The 19357-nt window shown below is 60.1% G+C and carries 21 protein-coding genes and 1 tRNA gene; 11 read left to right on the forward strand and 11 right to left on the reverse strand.

Annotation, left to right across the window (positions count from 1 at the left end):
- Positions 1-99: 99 nt before the first annotated feature.
- The 5 genes from AC3IT9_RS01580 to AC3IT9_RS01600 all read right to left on the reverse strand — a co-directional run bounded on the left by AC3IT9_RS01580 (position 100) and on the right by AC3IT9_RS01600 (position 4326).
- Positions 100-175, reverse strand: a tRNA-Phe gene (locus tag AC3IT9_RS01580).
- Between the two features lie 103 nt (positions 176-278).
- Positions 279-551, reverse strand: a complete 273-nt coding sequence (locus AC3IT9_RS01585; RefSeq protein WP_007989188.1) for an oxidative damage protection protein — start codon at positions 549-551, stop codon at positions 279-281.
- Positions 548-1615 carry an A/G-specific adenine glycosylase gene (mutY, locus tag AC3IT9_RS01590; protein WP_150755631.1) on the reverse strand — a complete coding sequence of 356 codons (1068 nt, stop codon included), beginning with the start codon at positions 1613-1615 and terminating at the stop codon, positions 548-550. Before mutY ends, AC3IT9_RS01585 begins: the two co-directional genes overlap by 4 nt.
- On the reverse strand, positions 1612-3843 hold the full coding sequence (locus AC3IT9_RS01595) for an AsmA family protein (RefSeq protein WP_150755632.1): 2232 nt from the start codon (positions 3841-3843) through the stop codon (positions 1612-1614). Before AC3IT9_RS01595 ends, mutY begins: the two co-directional genes overlap by 4 nt.
- Positions 3844-3921: 78 nt before the next feature.
- The gene (locus tag AC3IT9_RS01600) at positions 3922-4326 is read right to left on the reverse strand and encodes an acetyl-CoA sensor PanZ family protein (RefSeq protein WP_150726515.1); all 405 of its coding nucleotides are present in this window, start codon (positions 4324-4326) and stop codon (positions 3922-3924) included.
- Between the two features lie 232 nt (positions 4327-4558).
- Between AC3IT9_RS01600 and AC3IT9_RS01605 the strand changes: the two genes are divergently transcribed.
- The 7 genes from AC3IT9_RS01605 (at position 4559) to AC3IT9_RS01635 (ending at position 10372) form a co-directional block, all read left to right on the forward strand.
- A complete protein-coding gene (locus tag AC3IT9_RS01605; protein ID WP_489271814.1) occupies positions 4559-6223 on the forward strand; it encodes an OFA family MFS transporter in 1665 nt (554 codons plus the stop codon).
- 269 nt (positions 6224-6492) lie between these two features.
- Positions 6493-7086, forward strand: coding sequence for an imidazoleglycerol-phosphate dehydratase HisB (gene hisB / locus AC3IT9_RS01610; RefSeq protein ID WP_003218037.1), 594 nt, complete (start codon positions 6493-6495; stop codon positions 7084-7086).
- Positions 7086-7724: an imidazole glycerol phosphate synthase subunit HisH gene (gene hisH, locus AC3IT9_RS01615; protein ID WP_057712412.1), complete on the forward strand. Its 639-nt coding sequence runs from the start codon at positions 7086-7088 to the stop codon at positions 7722-7724. The genes hisB and hisH overlap by 1 nt, the downstream gene beginning before the upstream one ends.
- Positions 7725-7985 carry a DUF2164 domain-containing protein gene (locus tag AC3IT9_RS01620; protein ID WP_489271816.1) on the forward strand — a complete coding sequence of 87 codons (261 nt, stop codon included), beginning with the start codon at positions 7725-7727 and terminating at the stop codon, positions 7983-7985.
- 42 nt (positions 7986-8027) lie between these two features.
- Positions 8028-8765 (forward strand): 1-(5-phosphoribosyl)-5-[(5-phosphoribosylamino)methylideneamino]imidazole-4-carboxamide isomerase, encoded by a 738-nt coding sequence (gene hisA, locus AC3IT9_RS01625; RefSeq protein WP_027617356.1) that lies wholly within the window; start codon positions 8028-8030, stop codon positions 8763-8765.
- Positions 8766-8774: 9 nt separating this feature from the next.
- A complete protein-coding gene (gene hisF, locus AC3IT9_RS01630) occupies positions 8775-9545 on the forward strand; it encodes an imidazole glycerol phosphate synthase subunit HisF (RefSeq protein WP_007972752.1) in 771 nt (256 codons plus the stop codon).
- A 71-nt stretch (positions 9546-9616) separates the two neighbouring features.
- Positions 9617-10372: a substrate-binding periplasmic protein gene (locus AC3IT9_RS01635; protein WP_150755634.1), complete on the forward strand. Its 756-nt coding sequence runs from the start codon at positions 9617-9619 to the stop codon at positions 10370-10372.
- A 3-nt stretch (positions 10373-10375) separates the two neighbouring features.
- Here the strand turns inward: AC3IT9_RS01635 and AC3IT9_RS01640 are convergent, their stop codons facing one another.
- The 5 genes from AC3IT9_RS01640 to gpmI form a co-directional block, all read right to left on the reverse strand.
- Positions 10376-11611 carry a trypsin-like serine peptidase gene (locus tag AC3IT9_RS01640; RefSeq protein ID WP_150755635.1) on the reverse strand — a complete coding sequence of 412 codons (1236 nt, stop codon included), beginning with the start codon at positions 11609-11611 and terminating at the stop codon, positions 10376-10378.
- Between the two features lie 104 nt (positions 11612-11715).
- On the reverse strand, positions 11716-12507 hold the full coding sequence (locus AC3IT9_RS01645) for a divergent polysaccharide deacetylase family protein (RefSeq protein WP_489271817.1): 792 nt from the start codon (positions 12505-12507) through the stop codon (positions 11716-11718).
- Position 12508: 1 nt separating this feature from the next.
- On the reverse strand, positions 12509-13828 hold the full coding sequence (locus tag AC3IT9_RS01650; RefSeq protein ID WP_150726520.1) for a S41 family peptidase: 1320 nt from the start codon (positions 13826-13828) through the stop codon (positions 12509-12511).
- A 31-nt stretch (positions 13829-13859) separates the two neighbouring features.
- The gene (locus tag AC3IT9_RS01655) at positions 13860-15155 is read right to left on the reverse strand and encodes a murein hydrolase activator EnvC family protein (protein ID WP_150726521.1); all 1296 of its coding nucleotides are present in this window, start codon (positions 15153-15155) and stop codon (positions 13860-13862) included.
- A 252-nt stretch (positions 15156-15407) separates the two neighbouring features.
- A complete protein-coding gene (gpmI, locus tag AC3IT9_RS01660; RefSeq protein WP_150755638.1) occupies positions 15408-16937 on the reverse strand; it encodes a 2,3-bisphosphoglycerate-independent phosphoglycerate mutase in 1530 nt (509 codons plus the stop codon).
- A gap of 152 nt (positions 16938-17089) precedes the next feature.
- Here gpmI and AC3IT9_RS01665 point away from each other — a divergent pair, with 152 nt between their 5' ends.
- The 3 genes from AC3IT9_RS01665 to secB are packed head-to-tail and all read left to right on the forward strand — an operon-like array spanning position 17090 to position 18301.
- Positions 17090-17503, forward strand: a complete 414-nt coding sequence (locus AC3IT9_RS01665) for a rhodanese-like domain-containing protein (RefSeq protein ID WP_008047735.1) — start codon at positions 17090-17092, stop codon at positions 17501-17503.
- Position 17504: 1 nt separating this feature from the next.
- Positions 17505-17759, forward strand: coding sequence for a glutaredoxin 3 (gene grxC / locus AC3IT9_RS01670; RefSeq protein WP_150726523.1), 255 nt, complete (start codon positions 17505-17507; stop codon positions 17757-17759).
- A 56-nt stretch (positions 17760-17815) separates the two neighbouring features.
- Complete coding sequence (gene secB / locus AC3IT9_RS01675) at positions 17816-18301, forward strand: protein-export chaperone SecB (RefSeq protein WP_057397192.1); 486 nt, start codon at positions 17816-17818, stop codon at positions 18299-18301.
- Between the two features lie 132 nt (positions 18302-18433).
- Here secB and AC3IT9_RS01680 read toward each other — a convergent pair whose 3' ends face one another.
- Positions 18434-18889 carry a tRNA (cytidine(34)-2'-O)-methyltransferase gene (locus tag AC3IT9_RS01680; protein ID WP_150755639.1) on the reverse strand — a complete coding sequence of 152 codons (456 nt, stop codon included), beginning with the start codon at positions 18887-18889 and terminating at the stop codon, positions 18434-18436.
- Between AC3IT9_RS01680 and AC3IT9_RS01685 the strand changes: the two genes are divergently transcribed.
- Positions 18888-19328 (forward strand): hypothetical protein, encoded by a 441-nt coding sequence (locus AC3IT9_RS01685; protein WP_489271818.1) that lies wholly within the window; start codon positions 18888-18890, stop codon positions 19326-19328. The two genes, AC3IT9_RS01680 and AC3IT9_RS01685, sit on opposite strands and share 2 nt — an antisense overlap.
- Positions 19329-19357 lie beyond the last annotated feature (29 nt).

Genomic DNA, 19357 nt, shown 5'->3' on the forward strand with positions numbered 1-19357 from the left:
CCTAGGTCAATTTGGGCAACCATAGACAACAAAAAGCCCGCACTAGGCGGGCTTCGTGTGGGCTTTCGGGTGATTTTGGCACCACCTGAAATTAATTAGTGGTGCCCAGAGACGGAATCGAACCGCCGACACGGGGATTTTCAATCCCCTGCTCTACCGACTGAGCTATCTGGGCAACGGGGCGCATTAAACGGGTTTTTCAGGGGGTCGTCAAGCAAGTTTTCAAAAAAATTTTAATTATTACCGTCGCTTACGTTCCGACCCCCGATAAATCGGGGTTATTCCGACGGCGGCACGTAGCCTTCGGCCTTGGCGTAATCCTCGCCGGAGAAGTACTTGTCCATCTCGCCCTGAAGATATTTGCGATCTTCGGCGTTCATCATGTTCAGGCGTTTTTCGTTGATCAGCAGGGTCTGGTGCTTCTGCCAGTCGGCCCAGGCCTTTTGCGAGACGTGGTCAAAAATGTCCTGGCCTTTGGCGCCCGGGAAGGGAGCGCGCTCCAGGCCTGGCAATTCTTCTTTGTACTTGCGGCACATGATGGTGCGGGTCATGACGACTCTCCTGCGTTCAATACGGCGGCCGCGCGTTCGAGCAAGGTTTTGACCGGGGCGGCAAGGCCCAGGCGCGGCGGGGTGGCGAGGTTATACCAGAGCCAGTCAGCCTCGGCCACGTGATGGCCGGACTCCTGGACCTGAACCAGCCAGGGTTCGATGGATAATTGAAAATGGCTGAAGGTGTGCACCAGGCTCGGCAGCGATTGTTGCGCGCCCAGTTCCAGCGAGTGCTGCGATGCCAGATGCGGCAGGTCGTCGAGGTCGTCGAGTTCCGGCAGGCTCCACAAACCGCCCCACAGGCCCGTGGACGGGCGACGGTAAAGCAGGATCGCACCCTCGCCGTTGGCGAGCATCGGCATCAGCGTGCGTTTCTGCGGGATGGCTTTGCGCGGCTTTGGGATCGGGTAGCGGGTTTCCAGGCCGAGCATGTGCGCCTCGCAGCCCTTTTCCAGCGGACACAGCAGGCAGCTCGGTTTGCTGCGGGTGCAGAGCGTGGCGCCCAAGTCCATCATCGCCTGGGTGTAGGCGTTGACGCGGGTCTGCGGCGTAAAGCGCTCAGCGTTGGCCCAGAGCTGTTTGGCGACCTTCGGCTCGCCGGGGTAGCCCTCTTGCGCGGTAAATCGCGCCAGCACCCGTTTGACGTTGCCGTCGAGGATCGGTGCGCGCAGGCCCATGCTGATGCTGGCAATGGCGCCAGCGGTGGACAGGCCGATCCCCGGCAGATCAGTGAGCTTTTCCACGTCCCGGGGGAATTCGCCGCCGTACTGCTCGACGACGATCTTCGCGGTCTTCTGCAAATTGCGCGCGCGGGTGTAGTAACCCAGGCCCGTCCACAGGTGCAGCACTTCGTCTTCCGGTGCCGCCGCCAGGGCTTCGACCGTTGGCAACGAGGCCATGAAACGGTCGAAGTAGTTCAGCACGGTGCTGACCTGGGTCTGCTGCAACATGATTTCCGAGACCCATACCCGATACGGGTTGATGTCTTGCTGCCAGGGCAAATCGTGCCGGCCGTGGCGGTCGAACCAGTCCAGCACCGCCGTTGAAAACTGCTCGGCTCTCATCGCTTGAACAGCTCCTTGAGCGCGTCTTTCATTTTCGGGTCGACCTTGTCGCCCCATTTCTCGTCGATTTTTTCGCTGATCCTGTCACCAGCCAGTTTGGCCGCGACCTGGCTCATGCGGTCGTTATCCAAACGGCAAGCCTTGGCGCCCAGTTCCAGCGGGCCGCGGCAGCGCAGTGGCCACTCGACGCCGACAAACTTGTCGCCAACCTGACAGGCCGGGTCCGGCATGGCGCTGGTATCGCCTTCGACGATGATGCCGACGCGGTAGTCCATGCCCAGCACTCGCAGATCGATGTCACCGTCACCGTTGACGGTCATGCCCGGGATGCGCGCTTTCAGGTCGGGGTTGCTGGCCACGCCGTTACGCAAGGTCAGGTTGCCCTTGAGCTCCTGGAACGGTGTGTCCTTGCCCCGCGGCTCACCGTTGAGGGATTTGCGGTTGAGCGTGGCGATGCCTTTGCACAGCTGTTGCTCAAGGTTGGCGTTGAGCAGCACGCCATTGTTGATGACGAAACTGGCGTTGCCGTTGAGGGTTTCGATCAAGGCTTTCTGGCTGTTGCCGCTACCGGTCAGGCTGCTGTTGAGCGTGACCAGGCCTTTGACCGGCGGGTTCTTGCCCTGGCTTTCGAGGATTTTTTCTGCCGGTACCCGGCTGATCTTCGTCTGCAGGTTCAGCGCCGGCACTGGCTGGCGTACATCGAGAGTGCCGGTGGTTTCGAAGTTGCCCTCATACAGATCGCCGCGCAGGTTGGCCAGTGTCAGCAGGCCGCCCTGGCCGGTGGCCTTGAGCGCGGCGTTATGGATCGGCAGTTTTTGCAGGGTCAACTGGCCGAAGGTCAGGTCGGCGTCCACATCGAGCTTGCTCAAGCGTTCCACGGGCAACAGGCGCTCGCTGCTCCACGCGTCCTTGGTCGGCGCGGGTGGCAATGGAGTGCTGCCGGCACCGGCCATGGCATTGGCTTCGGTGCTGGCGACTTCGGCCTGGCGTACTTGTGTCGCGCTATTGGCCTCGGCGGATTTTGGCGGCAGGTAACGGTCGATGTTGAAGGTGTCGGCCTTGAGTACTGCGCGCAGCGATTGCTTGGCGAAATTTTCGACGGCGATACGGCCGCTGAAGGTGCTGTCGTCGACTTTCAGGTTGAGGTCGTCGAGCGCCAGGCTGGTGGGTGTTGCTGCCAGACGGCTGACCAGTTCGACCTTGCTCAGGCTGCCTTCGGCCATGGCCGGGAGTTTCTGGCCGACGCTTTCAACGAATTTCGCCAGGTCGAACTGGGCAATCGAGATGCCGCCGCTGACTTGTGGGGTCTTGTCGAGGTCGTTGACCTTCAGTTCACCCAGTGCCCGCAGTTGGTTGGCGGAGATCTTGATGCCGGTCCACTCGGCGACATTGGCGGCCCTGTCCAACACCAACTGGCCCTGAGCGGAGAACGTCATGGTCTTGCCTTGCAATGGGTCGCCGGTCACTTCACCGGACAACTTCATGTCTTCGAGCTGATAGCGCTGCAGTGCACGTGCGATGCGCACCTCACCGTTGAGCTCGGTACGCACTCGCACTGCCGGCTGGTTGGCTGACAGGAAAGCCGTGAGCTTGAGCGGAATGTTGACGGAGTCGTGAACCGCACCGGTGCTCAACTGAATGCTTTCGGCGCTGAAGCTCTTGCCGGTTTTTTCGTCGCTGTATTCGACCCGTGCGTTGTTCACGGTCAGGCTGTCGATGTCCAGGCGAATCGGCTGAGCCGGTTTTTCCGCCGCGACGCTGGCTTCGGGCGCAGGTTCGCCAGCGGCCGGCGGGGTGCTGGTCGCGTCGGAGTTGGCCGCTGCCGGCAGCTTGCCGACGTCTTGCCAATTGCCGTGGCCGTCCTTGTCGCGGATCAGGCGCAGGTTCAGGCCCTCGACGCGCACGTCGCTCATTTGCACTTCACGGCGCAGCAGCGGCAGTACGCGCACCGACAGGCCGAGCATCTGCAAGTCGGCAAACGGTTCGGCCGGCTTGATCAGGGTCGCCACACTGGCGTCGTGCAGTTCCAGGCCCAGCCACGGGAACAGGCTCCAGCCGATATCGCCATTGAGCGTCAGCTCGATGTGGGCCTTGTCGCGGGCAATCTGGCGAATCTCGTCTTTGTAGTCGTTGGGATCGAAGAGGTGGGTCAGGGCAAAGCCCAGCGCCACAATGATCAGCAACAGCCCGAGAAGTACCAGACCCAGGATTTTGCCGAACGCTTTCATGGGCGAGTCCTTGTAGTTAATCGAATTCAAAATTTAGCCGAGGAGTATAGCGCCCCCGAACAGACGACCGGTCAGTGATCACGCCGGCAATACGTCCAGCGGCAGTTTCAGCTTGGCGGCCAGCGCCTGAGCCTCCAGATGCCCGGCAGGCGCCAGCAGGCGCAGGGTCATGCCCGATTGCGCGGCCATTTTCTGGGCTTCGGCGACCAGTCGCTCGGCAACACCACGGCGACGGGTAATTTTTCGCACACATATTTGGGACAAGTGCCAGGCGTCTTGGTGCCTTTGCAAGCGGGCCGCGCCCAGCAGGCGATCATTGAAGCGTCCGGCGATCAGTGTGCCGTCGCGCAAACAGTCCTCGATCAACTGCGCTTCCCCGGAAAACGGCGCGAACAACCAGTCTGGGGCGTCGCGGTAGATCTTCTGCAGATCCTGCCGATCCTGGGCAGTGGCGTGGTTCAGCGGCTCGACAATGATCGGCATGGTGATTCCTGTGAGGTCATGAAGCGATGGAGATCAGATGACGTACAAAACGTGATGTCAGTTTGGTTTTTCTGCCACTTGCAGATGGTAACCTTTGCCCGTTCGTCCGTCCTTCTGCGACCTGTTGTCGCACAACTAGGCGCTCCACCGAAAAAAACGGTCATGCCTGCGTGCATAAAGGCCGGGAGTGAACTGTGGCTGGCGAACCATACTGATAATTGGGGGATACACAATGACCACGAGCATCACGGCGGACGGCTTCAGTGCCGACCAGCCTGCGTTCCTGTCCAAGGAGCGGATCATCGCCAAGCCCGGTTTCAACCGTTGGCTGGTGCCACCGGCCGCGTTGGCCATCCACTTGTGCATTGGCATGGCCTACGGCTTTTCGGTGTTCTGGTTGCCGCTGTCCAAGGCGCTGGGCATCACCGCTCCAGCGGCCTGCGCACCGGACATGAGTTTTATCGCACAAGTCTTTTCGTCCCAGTGTGACTGGCCGATCTCGATGCTCGGCTGGATCTACACCCTGTTCTTCATCTTCCTGGGTTGCTCGGCGGCCATCTGGGGTGGCTGGCTGGAACATGCCGGACCGCGCAAGGCGGGTGTCGTATCGGCACTGTGCTGGTGTGGTGGCCTGCTGATTTCGGCGCTGGGGGTGTACACCCACCAGATCTGGCTGATGTGGATCGGCTCCGGGGTCATTGGCGGTATCGGCTTGGGCCTGGGCTACATTTCGCCGGTGTCGACCCTGATCAAGTGGTTCCCGGACAAGCGCGGCATGGCCACCGGTATGGCGATCATGGGCTTTGGCGGCGGCGCAATGGTCGGCGCTCCGCTGGCGGCGGCGCTGATGGGGCATTTCGCCTCGCCAACCAGCGTCGGCGTGTGGCAGAGCTTCCTGGTGATGGCCGCGATCTACTTCGTGTTCATGATCGGTGGCGCGCTGTCCTACCGCGTTCCGCCAACCGGCTGGAAGCCGGAAGGCTGGACGGCCCCGGCGAAAAAAGCCTCGAACGCGATGATCACTCATCGTCATGTTCACGTGAATGTGGCCTGGAAGACGCCGCAGTTCCGTCTGGTGTGGCTGGTGCTGTGCCTGAACGTATCGGCCGGTATCGGCATCCTCGGCATGGCGTCGCCGCTGTTGCAGGAAGTGTTCGCTGGCAAGTTGCTGGGCAATGACCTGACCTTCGGTCAACTGGACGCCTCGCAACTGGCTTCGATTGCCGCCATCGCTGCCGGGTTCACCGGTTTGCTCAGTCTGTTCAACATCGGCGGGCGTTTCTTCTGGGCTTCGTTCTCGGATTACCTGGGCCGTAAAAACACTTACTTCGTGTTCTTCGCCCTGGGCTTTGCCCTGTACGGACTGATTCCGAACCTTGGCCACCTGGGCAGCATCGCGCTGTTCGTGGCAGCGTTCTGCATCATCCTGTCGATGTATGGCGGTGGTTTCGCGACTGTTCCGGCATATCTGGCGGACCTGTTCGGTACGCAAATGGTCGGTGCGATTCACGGTCGTCTGCTGACGGCGTGGGCGGCTGCCGGCGTGCTCGGCCCGGTGCTGGTGAACTATCTGCGTGAATATCAGCTGAGCATCGGCGTCGAGCGTGCGGCGGCCTACGACATCACCCTGTACATCCTCGCCAGCCTGCTGGTGCTGGGTTTCCTGTGCAACCTGCTGGTGCGTCCGGTGGCGGACAAATACTTCATGACCGACGCCGAACTGGCCGCCGAACAGACGCTGGGCCATGACAAAGGCGCTGACAGCAGCACCGTGCTGGAGTGGAAAGCCGCACCGGGCAGCAAGCCGCTGGCGATTGCGGCGTGGCTGGTGGTGGGCATTCCGCTGGCGTGGGGTGTTTGGGTGACCTTGCAGAAGACGGCGGTGCTGTTCCACTAAAATCAAGGTAAGCCGCAGCCCCTGTGGGAGCGGGCTTGCTCGCGAAAGCGGTGTGCCAGTCAACACATTTGTTGAATGTGACTGCCTCTTCGCGAGCAAGCCCGCTCCCACATTTTGTTTTGTGGTGTGCCAAATGGCTTGTATGGACATGTCTATCGCCGACACCCCCGAATTCACTCCGTCAGGGATATCACCTCGCGTGTTTCTGTTTGGCGCCCGCACGCCTATAATGGCTGCCTTTTTCGCCCAATGATTTTGCGGAGCTGGTGATGGCCGAACGTAAGGCGTCTGTCGAGCGCGACACTCTGGAAACCCAGATCAAAGCCTCGATCAACCTCGATGGCACCGGAAAGGCCCGATTCGATATCGGTGTTCCTTTTCTTGAGCACATGCTGGACCAGATCGCCCGTCACGGGTTGATCGACCTGGATATTGTCAGCAAGGGCGACCTGCATATCGATGACCACCACACGGTGGAAGACGTCGGTATCACCCTCGGCCAGGCGTTTGCCAAAGCCATCGGCGACAAGAAAGGCATCCGCCGCTACGGCCACGCCTACGTGCCGCTCGATGAAGCGCTGTCGCGCGTGGTGATCGACTTCTCCGGCCGTCCAGGCCTGCAGATGCACGTGCCGTACACTCGCGCCACCGTCGGCGGCTTCGACGTTGACCTGTTCCAGGAGTTCTTCCAGGGCTTCGTCAACCATGCATTGGTCAGCCTGCACATCGACAACCTGCGTGGCACCAACACCCACCACCAGATCGAAACTGTGTTCAAGGCTTTCGGCCGCGCCCTGCGCATGGCCGTCGAGCTCGATGACCGCATGGCCGGGCAAATGCCATCGACCAAGGGCGTCCTGTAATGCAGACAGTCGCGGTTATCGATTACGGCATGGGCAACCTGCACTCGGTGGCCAAGGCCCTCGAGCACGTCGGTGCCGGCAAGGTCCTGATCACCAGCGATGCCAACGTGATTCGCGAAGCCGACCGGGTGGTTTTCCCCGGCGTCGGCGCGATTCGCGATTGCATGGCGGAGATCCGTCGCCTCGGCTTCGATTCGCTGGTGCGTGAAGTCAGCCAGGACCGTCCGTTCCTTGGCATCTGCGTCGGCATGCAAGCCTTGCTCGACACCAGCGAAGAGAACGACGGTGTCGACTGCATTGGCCTGTTCCCGGGCGCGGTGAAGTTCTTCGGCAAAGACCTGCATGAAGACGGCGAACACCTGAAAGTCCCGCACATGGGCTGGAACGAAGTGAAGCAGAAGGTCAGTCACCCGCTGTGGCACGACATTCCGGACCTGGCGCGGTTCTACTTCGTGCACAGCTACTACATTGCTGCCGCCAACGCGCGGCAGGTGGTGGGTGGCGGTCACTACGGTGTCGATTTCGCCGCGGCGCTGGCCGAAGGCTCGCGTTTCGCCGTGCAGTTCCACCCGGAGAAAAGCCATACTCATGGCCTGCAGTTGCTGCAGAACTTCGCTGCGTGGGACGGTCGCTGGTAAATGGCAATCAAGAAATCCAAGCCGCCGATTCTGACCCTCACTCCCGAGCAGGAGAGCGAGGCCAATCGCAAGATCAAGCGTTTCATGGAAGACCGCTTCGAACTCGACCTCGGCTCGTTCGAGGCGGCGGAGATTCTTGAGCTGTTTACCCGTGAAATTGCTCCGCATTATTACAACAGGGCGATTTTCGATGTGCAGGCGCACCTCAAAGAGAGGTTCGAAAGCATCGAAAGCGACCTGTGGGCGCTCGAGAAAAACTGATTTCCGAGCCAAGCTGAACATTCAAATTTGAAGGTTTGCCAGATGCTGATTATTCCCGCTATCGATCTTAAAGACGGTGCCTGTGTTCGTCTGCGCCAGGGCCGCATGGAAGATTCCACAGTGTTCTCCGATGACCCGGTGAGCATGGCTGCCAAGTGGGTGGAGGGCGGTTGCCGTCGTCTGCATCTGGTCGACCTGAACGGCGCGTTCGAAGGCCAGCCAGTCAACGGAGAAGTGGTCACCGCCATCGCCAAGCGCTACCCGAACCTGCCGATCCAGATCGGCGGCGGTATCCGCTCCCTGGAAACCATCGAGCACTACGTGAAAGCGGGTGTGAGCTACGTGATCATCGGCACCAAGGCCGTGAAAGATCCAGCCTTCGTCGCCGAAGCCTGCCGCGCGTTCCCGGGCAAAATCATCGTGGGTCTGGATGCCAAAGACGGTTTTGTCGCCACTGACGGCTGGGCTGAAATCAGCACCATCCAGGTGATCGATCTGGCCAAGCAGTTCGAAGCCGACGGCGTGTCTTCGATCGTTTATACCGACATCGCCAAAGACGGCATGATGCAGGGCTGCAATGTACCGTTCACCGCCGCACTGGCTGCTGCAACAAAGATCCCGGTGATCGCTTCCGGCGGCATCCACAACCTGGGTGACATCAAGACCCTGCTCGACGCCAAGGCGCCGGGCATCATCGGTGCGATCACAGGCCGTGCGATCTACGAAGGCACCCTCGATGTCGCTGAAGCGCAAGCTTTCTGCGATTCGTACAAAGGCTGAGGACTGATCATGGCGCTGGCCAAACGCATCATCCCTTGCCTGGACGTGGACAACGGCCGGGTGGTCAAGGGTGTGAAATTTGAAAACATCCGCGACGCCGGTGACCCGGTGGAAATCGCCCGTCGCTACGACGAGCAGGGCGCCGACGAGATTACCTTTCTCGACATCACCGCCAGCGTCGATGGCCGCGACACCACGCTGCACACCGTTGAGCGCATGGCCAGCCAGGTGTTCATCCCGCTGACCGTGGGCGGTGGCGTGCGCACCGTGCAGGACATCCGCAATCTGCTCAATGCCGGTGCGGACAAGGTCTCGATCAACACTGCAGCGGTGTTCAACCCGGAGTTTGTCGGCGAAGCCGCACAGCATTTCGGTTCGCAATGCATCGTGGTGGCCATCGACGCGAAGAAGGTTTCCGGGCCGGGCGAAACCCCGCGCTGGGAAATTTTCACCCATGGCGGTCGCAAGCCAACCGGCCTCGACGCCGTTGAGTGGGCGAAGAAAATGGAAGGCCTGGGTGCCGGCGAAATCCTGCTGACCAGCATGGACCAGGACGGCATGAAAAACGGTTTCGACCTGGGCGTTACCCGAGCGATCAGCGATGCGCTGGGCATTCCGGTGATCGCCTCCGGCGGTGTCGGCAACCTGCAACACTTGGCCGACGGCATTATCGAAGGCCACGCCAGCGCGGTACTGGCGGCGAGTATTTTCCACTTCGGCGAATACACGGTGCAGGAAGCCAAGGCCTATATGGCCCATCGCGGAATCGTGATGCGTTAAACAACAGGCCAGTGGACACCATGGCGTACCCAAGGCACTCTTGGGTACGCCATGGATTTCGGTAGCCAGACATGCTTAAACGCTTTCTTCTCGTTCTCGCCAGTGCTTCTCTATTGCTCATCAACGGGGCGCACGCTGCCGAAAGCCCCGATACCGATCTGGTGTTGCTGACGGAGAACTTCCCGCCGTATAACATGGCGAAGAACGGCAAGAACTTCGCTCAGGACGAGAACATCAATGGCATCGCCACCGATATCGTCCGCGAGATGTTCAAACGCGCCGACATTACCTACAGCCTGACGCTGCGTTTCCCTTGGGAGCGAATCTACAAACTCACCCTGGAGAAACCCGGTTACGGCGTATTCGTCATGGCCCGGTTGCCGGATCGCGAGAAGCTATTCAGGTGGGTCGGCCCGATTGGCCCGGACGACTGGATCATGCTCGCCAAGGCTGACAGCAAGATCACCCTCGAAACCTTGAATGACGCGCGCAAATACAAGATCGGCGCCTACAAGGGCGATGCGATTGCCGAGACCCTGGCCAAGCAAGGCCTCAACCCGATCGTTGTGCTGCGTGATCAGGACAACGCCAGGAAGCTGGTCAACGGCCAGATCGACCTGTGGGCCACCGGTGACCCGGCCGGGCGCTATCTGGCGCGCCAGGAAGGGGTTAACGGGTTGAAAACCGTACTGCGTTTCAACAGTGCCGAACTTTACCTGGCACTGAACAAGGACGTGCCGGACGAGACGGTGGCCAAGCTCCAGGCGGCGCTGGATCAGATGCGCAAGGAAGGCGTGGTGGACGACATCATGGCGAAGTATCTGTAACCATCACTTCGATACAACCTGAGACGGAGCGGCTGGCGTAGCGCTCAAGTACACGGCACTTGTAAACACGTTATTCAATGTCGCCCTTGTCAGGTGCTGTTCCCCGGAACTGATGCCGATAATGCAAAGTGCATGTGCGCCGCTTTGTGGCCCGATTTCTGTATTGATGTAAGCGTCTTCAGCGCTGATGGCGGCGCTGTAATTGTCGGGAGCATAGCAGTCCCTGGCGTTATGGGCCGTTTTGTAGCGGTAGAAGGGCGCCTCGAGGGAGAACCTGAAGTCCCACGTAGGCAATACGATCTGCCCATCCGGGTTTTGCGTTCTATGAACGTATGACTTGAGCTTCCAGGGCTCCGTGACGGTCAGCTCGACCGGCTCCAACGAACAGTTTGCCCCATCGCTGGTGAAGACACCGTCAATAAAGCACTTGTGCAGGAAGTTGGCAGAGTAGCTGTAGTTGAAGCGGGCGGCCCTGCAAGACGTCGAGTGCTCACAGCCAGGCGGCGCTGGTGTATTGCGCGAAGCCACGACTTTACTGACGATGCCGGTGATTTCGTTGGTGCGGCGGTTCAGCATCGGACTACCGGAGCTGCCAGCGTGAAGATCGCAGCTGTTTTTCATGGCCAAAGGGAACACCCCAGGGTGATCGATGAATGTTCCGGCGGTTTGTTCAGCACAGGCGCTCAATCGAAGCCCGTGTTCGGTAAAGCCGTTCGGCGCGCCAATGTTAAGCGCATCCTGACTCTCGTAGGTTTGATGGGACGCCAGCTTGAGCGGATTGACCCCTGCCTGGATCAGCGACGCCAATGTCGCGTCGACCTCGAGTACTGCAAGATCGGTCCCGACCAGACTGCTCCATCGGGCGGTCCGGATGGCGTATCGGCGCTTACGCTGAGGCGTGTCATGAAAGTAGTGGAAGGTGACGCTGGCTTTCAAAGGCAGATTGGTCCGCGCCGAACCGTACTGAAAGAATACGCAATGACCACTGGTGAGCAGATAAGCAGGGCCAGTGGCTCGGCCTTGTCTGTTCCGCGTATCCAGTAGAACGGCGCTGCAGGTCTCGCCCGATTGGAGGCTGAGTCGTCCCACACCGCTCCAGATTTCATAAAGATGTTCGCTGTTTTGCAAAGCTCTCGACGGTGAATCATTGACGGCGCCTTCGCCCAGGTCGCGAGCCTGCACTGCGGAAATAGCCAGCAGGCCAATCAGGCCTGCGAAGAAGAAGCTGAGATATTTCATGTCCATTCCTTGGTGATGAAATTCAGGGTGAGCGCCATCGTGGCACGCATCCGTGTACCGACAGGTATAAATAGTTATCGCGAAATGGAGTGGGCTGCGAGGAATTACCGGGTGGTCGGGAGGCGGTACTGGCCATCCTTGCCATGCGCAGCCGTCGCCCGATTGCCACGCACACTGATCATCTGCCGGATATCAATCCACTCGATCCCCTGAGCCTTGAGCTTGGGTAGTTCGCGTTCCAGCACCGCCAGCGTCTGTGGATACGGATGCCCGATCATCACCGCCGAACCTTGCTTGTGCGCGAGACTGATCGCTGTCTGCAACTGGGTCAAAATCGCTGCTTCAGTACGCTCATCGTCGAGAAACACATCCCGCGAAACGCTCGCCAAACCGATCTTCTGCGCTTGGGCAGCGGCCACGGTCTGGGCGCTGGTGCGACTGTCGACGAAGAAATTATGCCGGTGCTGCAAATCCGCCATCAACCACGCCATGGCGGCTGGCTGTGCGGTCATGCGGCTGCCCATGTGATTGTTGATGCCGCTGGTGTACGGGACCATTTTGAACGCAGCGTTCAGGCGTTTTTCCAGCTCGTCGACGGGCAACTCAGGATGCCAGGCGAACGGTCCGGTGGCCGGATCCATGGGCATGTGCAGGATGACGATCTTGCCGGCGCGATGGGCTTCGCGGGCGAATTCGGTGGCGTGGGGCGTGTCGGGCATGATTGCCGTGGTCACCGGGCCGGGCAGGGCGAGCACGCGGCGATCCCGGGGCAGGTTCTGCCCCAGGTCATCGATGATAAGGCTCAGGTAGGCTTTGTGGGGTGTCGATCCGGCGGGTTCTGCGTGAGCAACACCCGCCAGACAACACAACAGACCGATCAGCAACCGCAGAAGCATCTCAACGGCCGGACGTGATGCTCAGCCCTTTGAGCAGGCTCAGGGCCTGGGCCAATTGGTAATCATCGTCCTGTGGCATTGGTTTGGCCTTGCCGCTGGTGCCGGTCGGTTTGTCGGCGCCGCCGTTGCCATTGCCCAGGTGACCCTGCAAATCAGCTTCCTTGAAGTAATCGCTGTCCTGCTCGCTGGTGATCTTGGCCTTGCGTACTTCGATATCCGGCACGATGCCCTGGGCCTGGATGGAACGGCCGTTCGGCGTGTAATACAGCGCCGTGGTGATCTTCAATGCGCGCTCGTTGTTAAGCGGCAGAACCGTCTGAACCGAGCCTTTGCCGAAACTGGTAGTGCCCATCAGCACGGCGCGTTTCTGGTCCTGCAGGGCGCCGGCGACAATTTCCGAAGCCGAGGCGCTGCCGCCGTTGATCAGCACGACCATTGGCACGGCTTCGCTTTCGTCCTTGCCGGTGGCAGAGAAACGCAACTCGGAGTTGGCGATGCGGCCCTTGGTGTAAACGATCAGGCCCTTGGTGATGAAGTGGTCGACCACTTCCACCGCCGCTTGCAACACGCCGCCCGGGTTGTTGCGCAGGTCAAGGATGATGCCCTTGAGCTTCTTGCCGTTGTCCTTGCGCAGCTTGGCCAGGGCCTTGGAAACCTCTTCACCGGTCTTGACCTGGAACTGGGTGATGCGGATGTAGCCATAGCCCGATTCCAGCAACTGGCTCTTCACGCTCTTCACTTGAATGACGGCGCGGGTCAGGGTCACGTCGAACGGCGTGCCACCGTCGCGCACCAGGGTCAGGGTGATTTTCTGGCCGATCTTGCCGCGCATCTTGTCGACGGCTTCGGTCATGCTCTGGCCGCGAGTCGGCTGGCCGTTGATCTTGACGATGAAGTCGCCGGCCTGAATGCCGGCCTTGGAGGCTGGAGTGTCGTCAATGGGCGACACCACCTTGATGAAGCCGTCTTCGGCACCGACTTCGATGCCCAGGCCGCCGAATTCACCGCTGGTGCTTTCCTGCAACTCGGCGAAATCTTCAGGGCCCAGGTAGGCCGAATGCGGGTCGAGGTTGCTGAGCATGCCCTTGATGGCGTTTTCCAGCAGGGTCTTGTCGTCCACCGGTTCGACATATGCGGCCTTGATCCGGTCCATCACCTCGGCAAAGGTGCGCAACTCATCCAGCGGCAGTGGCGCCTTGGTGGTCGCAGCAGTGCCCGCAGGCGCAACCGCCGGGGCTGGTTGAGCGGCAAACGCCAGAGGCGCGCCGATCACCAGGGCGATCGTCAGGGCCAGCGAGGTAAGGCGGGACAAATGCAGCATGTCTAACAAACTCCTGAATTAGGTAACGCGCTTATCCTTGCGCGCGGCACCATTGTGCCGGATCACTCGGGTGACCCTGCTGACGAATCGCGAAATACAATGCCGGTGTATCTTGTCCGCCACTGCTACCCACAGTGGAGATGGACTCGCCGGCTTTTACCACGTCACCCGCAGACTTGAGCAGCGTCTGGTTGTGACCATAAAGACTCAAAAAACCGTTGCCGTGGTCGAGGATCACCAGCAACCCGGCGCCTCGCAGCCAGTCGGCAAACACTACGCGACCTCCATGCACCGCATGCACGGTGCTGCCGGCAGATGCGCCGATCATCACGCCATCCCACTTGGTCCGGGCATCGTCGCCACGGCTTTCACCGTAGCGCGCCAGCAGTCGACCATCGACAGGCCAGGGAAGTTTGCCGCGGGTTGACGCAAACGGGCCGCCAAAGGTCTCGCCGGAACTGGAAACCAGTGCGCCAGGTGTCGACCTGACCGGTTTGCGTGGGGCGTCGTCGCTGGCATCTGCCTGCGCCTGGGCCTCACGTAAACGCTTTTTTTCGGCTTCCTGCTGGGCAATCAGCGCTTTTTGTCGCGCTTCTTCTGCCTCACGAGCCTGGCGTGCCAGGGTTTCTTCAATGGTTTTAAGGACTTTAGACAGGTCTGCTTGATCCTGCTCGCGCGCCGCCAGTTTCTGATCGCGAGCCTTTACGTCGTCATTGAGCTTGGCCAGGACTTGCTGGCGCTCCTTGCGGACTTTCTCGAGCTCGTCACGCTGGGTGTCGAGGCTGCTTTGCTGCACCAGCAATTGCGCCTGCTGCATGGCGATGTCTTTCTCGACATTGGACAGTTGGCGCAGGGTTTCGTTGAAATTCTTCAACTGCTCCAGGCGAGCCTGGCTCAGGTAGTCGTAATAGGTGAGGGTGCGGGCGAATCTTTCCGGATTCTGCTGGTTGAGCAGCAGCTTGAGGTATTCCTGGCGACCGTTCTGGTAGGCCGCCCGGGCCTGAATGGCGATCAGTCGTTGCTGTTCAATGCGCGCGCTCTGGAGTTTTTTTTTCTCCGCATCGAGTCGCTGCAGCTCGGCTTCGCTTTTCTTCAGCTCTTTTTGCAGGGCATCGACCTGCTTCTCGAGCTTGCCCATTTCGGTTTCGGTGCCCTTGAGCTCTTTCTGCACACCGGACTTTTCTTCCTGCAGCTTGCCCAGCAGCTTCTTCAGCTCGGCAATGTCCTGACGCGTGGCGTCCAACTGTTGTTGGGTATCTGCGCGCTCGTCAGCGAAAGCCGGTTGGAGCAGGCAGGTCAGGGCTAGGGCAGTCAGGATGCGGAGCATAGGGGCGGGCGGCACCAGGGAAAGGGACGGCCTAGTATGCCCGCCATGGGCGGCAAAAAAAATGCCCATTTCTGACTGTGTGATGACTGGAGCAAGCGACAGACTGAATTCCATTTCGAAAACTCCATAAACCACTGTGGGAGCGAGCTTGCTCGCGATGGCGTCCGATCATTCAACATAGATGTTGGCTGTCAGATTGCTATCGCGAGCAAGCTCGCTCCCACAGGGTATTGGGGTGTTTGATCGGTCGGGTTACACCAGAATCGAAGTCCCGGTCATTTCCGCCGGTTGCTCAAGGCCCAGCAGCTTCAGCATGGTCGGCGCCACGTCCGCCAGCACGCCGCCTTCGCGGACCTTCAGGTCGCGCTTGCCGACATAGATGAACGGTACCGGCTCAGTGGTGTGCGCAGTGTGCGCCTGGCCAGTGGTTTCATCGGACATTTGCTCGACGTTGCCATGGTCAGCGGTGATCAAGGCTTCGCCGCCGACTTTTTCCAGGGCATCGACGATGCGACCCACGCACAGGTCCAGGCATTCAACGGCCTTGACCGCCGCTTCGAACACGCCGCTGTGGCCAACCATGTCGCCGTTGGCGTAGTTGACCACGATCACATCGTAACGCTGGTTTTCGATCGCATCGACGATGCGGTCGGTGACTTCCGGCGCGCTCATTTCCGGTTGCAAGTCATAGGTGGCGACTTTCGGTGACGGAATCAGGATGCGCTCTTCGCCCGGGAACGGTTCTTCGCGGCCGCCGGAGAAGAAGAAGGTCACGTGGGCATATTTTTCGGTTTCGGCGATGCGCAGCTGGGTCTTGCCGTTTTTCGCCAGGTAGTCGCCCAGCACGTTTTCCAGGCTGCCGGCAGCGAAAGCCGACGGCGCAGGGATGCTGGCGGCGTATTGGGTCAGCATGACGAAACCGGCCAGTTTCGGTTGGCGGGCACGCTCGAACTCACTGAAGTTGTCTTCGACGAACACGCGGGTCAGCTCGCGGGCACGGTCGGCGCGGAAGTTCATGAACACTACGGCGTCGCCGTCTTCGACTTTTACCGGCTCGCCGATGGAGGTGGCTTTGACGAATTCGTCGCTCTCGCCACGCTCGTAGGCCGCTTGCAGGCCTTCCTGAGCAGTGGCGGCGTTGAATTCGCCCTGGCCATCGACAATCAGGTTGTAGGCCTGGGATACACGGTCCCAACGGTTGTCGCGGTCCATGGCGTAGTAGCGGCCGATGATGCTGGCGATCCGGCCTTTGCCCAAGGCCTGGAAGGTCGCGTCGAGCAGTTCGATCGACGACTGCGCGCTTTTCGGCGGGGTGTCGCGGCCGTCGAGGAAGGCGTGCAGGTAGATGTTCTGGGCGCCGCGCTTGAAGGCCAGTTCGGCCATGGCGACCAGGTGATCCTGGTGGCTATGTACGCCGCCATCGGACAGCAGCCCCATGAAATGCACGGCTTTGCCGGCGGCGACGGCTTTGTCTACGGCAGCGCAGATGGTCGGGTTCTCGAAGAACTCGCCGTCGCGGATCGATTTGGTCACGCGAGTGAAGTCCTGATACACCACGCGGCCGGCGCCCAGGTTCATGTGGCCGACTTCGGAGTTACCCATCTGGCCATCCGGCAGGCCGACGTCCATGCCGCTGCCCGAGATCAGGCCGTTCGGTACGGTGGCCCACAAACGGTCGAGTACGGGCTTCCTGGCCGCATAGATGGCGTTGGATTCGGGGCTGTCACTGTGACCGAAGCCGTCGAGAATCATCAGGACCAAAGGTTTAGGCGTGGTAGTCATGGAATCCACTCGTGGCTGAGGTAAAAGGGGTAATGGAAAAAGGAGTCGCAGTTTAAAGCGAAGTTCCAGCCACGTCACCGCCGGACGGGGTTTGGCCCACCATAGTGGCTGTGTATACTGGCCGACATTTTAACGCCCTGGAACCTCCTTCGATGGTTGCTAACCTGATTCAATTCGCCACTAACCACTACATTCTCGTCGGTATCTTCGTCGTTCTGCTGGCGTTGCTGATTGCCTATCAAATGCAGGGCGGCGGCCGCAGCCTGAGCACCGGCGAACTGACCGGCCTGGTCAACAAGGACGCAGGCGTAGTGATCGACATTCGTCCGACCAAGGATTTCGCCGCCGGTCACATTGTCGGCGCGCTGAACATTCCTCAGGACAAACTGACCGCCCGCGTTGGCGAGCTGGAAAAGCACAAGGCCAAGACCATCATCCTGGTCGACGCCATGGGCCAGACTGCTGGCACCCACGCCCGCGAATTGATGAAATCCGGTTTCACCGCCGCCAAGCTGTCCGGCGGTATCTCCAGCTGGAAAGCCGACAATCTGCCGTTGGTGAAGTGATATGAGTAGCGTCGTCGTCTATTCCAGCGATTACTGCCCTTACTGCTCACGAGCCAAGTACCTGCTCGAGAACAAAGGCGTGGCCTTCGAAGAGATCAAGGTCGATGGCAAGCCGCAGGTGCGCGCTGCGATGGCCCAGAAGGCCGGGCGTACGTCCGTGCCGCAAATCTGGATTGGCAGCACTCACGTGGGCGGTTGTGATGATTTGTTCGCCCTGGACCGCGCCGGCAAGCTCGACGCGCTGCTCAGGGCCTGACGGCAATACCCCAAACAAGCAAACCTAAATGAACACTGGATCAAGAAGGATCTGCGATGACTGACCAACAGAACACTGCTGCGAACGAAGAAGAAACTGCACCGCAATTCTCCTTGCAGCGCATTTATGTGCGTGACCTGTCCTTCGAAGCTCCGAAAAGCCCGGCGATCTTCCGCCAGCAGTGGGAGCCGAGCGTTGCTCTGGATCTGAACACCCGTCAGAAGACGCTGGAAGCTGACTTCCACGAAGTCGTGCTGACCCTGTCGGTTACCGTGAAAAACGGTGACGAAGTGGCATTCATCGCTGAAGTGCAACAGGCCGGTATCTTCCTGATCAAGAACCTGGACGACGCTTCGATGAGCCACACCCTGGGTGCGTTCTGCCCGAACATCCTGTTCCCGTACGCTCGCGAAACCCTGGACAGCCTGGTGACCCGCGGTTCGTTCCCGGCACTGATGCTGGCTCCAGTGAACTTCGATGCGCTGTACGCTCAAGAGCTGCAACGCATGCAGGCTGCTGGCGAGACTCCGACCGTTCAGTAAGCATTTCTGAACGTCGAAGCAAGTCCAATGTGGGAGCGGGCTTGCTCGCGAAAGCGGTTTTTCAGTCGACATTCATGTTGAAGCTGATGACCCCTTCGCGAGCAAGCCCGCTCCCACATTTTTTATGCGGTGTTATTTGAAGTCGTTCTGACGCCAGGCTTCGTAAACGGCCACCGCCACGGTATTCGACAGATTCAGGCTGCGGCAGCCCTCGCGCATCGGCAGGCGCAGGCGTTGCTCGCCGGGCAGGGCGTCCAGCACTTCGGCGGGCAAGCCACGGCTTTCCGGACCGAACAGGAACGCGTCGCCCGGAACGAAGCTGGCATCGTGGAACGGCCGCGAACCCTTGGTGGTGAAGGCGAACAGCCGTGGATGGCCGAGGCTCTCCAGGCAGCTGGCAAGGTCCGCGTGGCGTTGCAGGGTGGCATACTCGTGGTAATCGAGACCGGCCCGGCGCAGACGCTTGTCGTCCATCTCGAAGCCCAGCGGTTCGATCAAATGCAGGTGGCAGCCACTGTTGGCGCACAGCCTGATAACGTTGCCGGTATTCGGCGGAATTTCTGGTTGGAAAAGGATGACGTGAAACATGCACGGCTCCGAAGGTAAAGATGACGCGCATTCTACGCCGCAAGCCGGCGTGCGTTCGAAACTATTCCTGCGGGTGATGGGCTCGCTGGCAATTGTCGGGGTGATGGTCGGGATGATGATCGGTCGCCTGACCACGCCAGACCCCAGTCAGTTGCAACAGGTGGAAGTGACGAACGACGGGCTGGTGGTGTGGTTCAACAACGAACCCAAGACCCACGGCGAGATGGTTGATGGCAGTGTCGCGCTGCTGTTTGGCGCCGAGGGCAAGGCGCAGAAAGGTCAGCTCAAGCTCGGCGGCAAGGACGTGAACTGGCGGGTACGTTTGAGCGATGGGGGGTTGTTGCTGACACTGGTGGCGGCCCGGCCTCTGCACGGCCAATGGGCTGGTAGCGAGGTCGATGACCGCTGGCGGCTGGAGATCCATCTCCGGGAGCAATAAAAGAGGGAATCCCCGGCCTGCCTGTACCA

The sequence above is a fragment of the Pseudomonas sp. KH_046_1 genome (assembly GCF_057839025.1).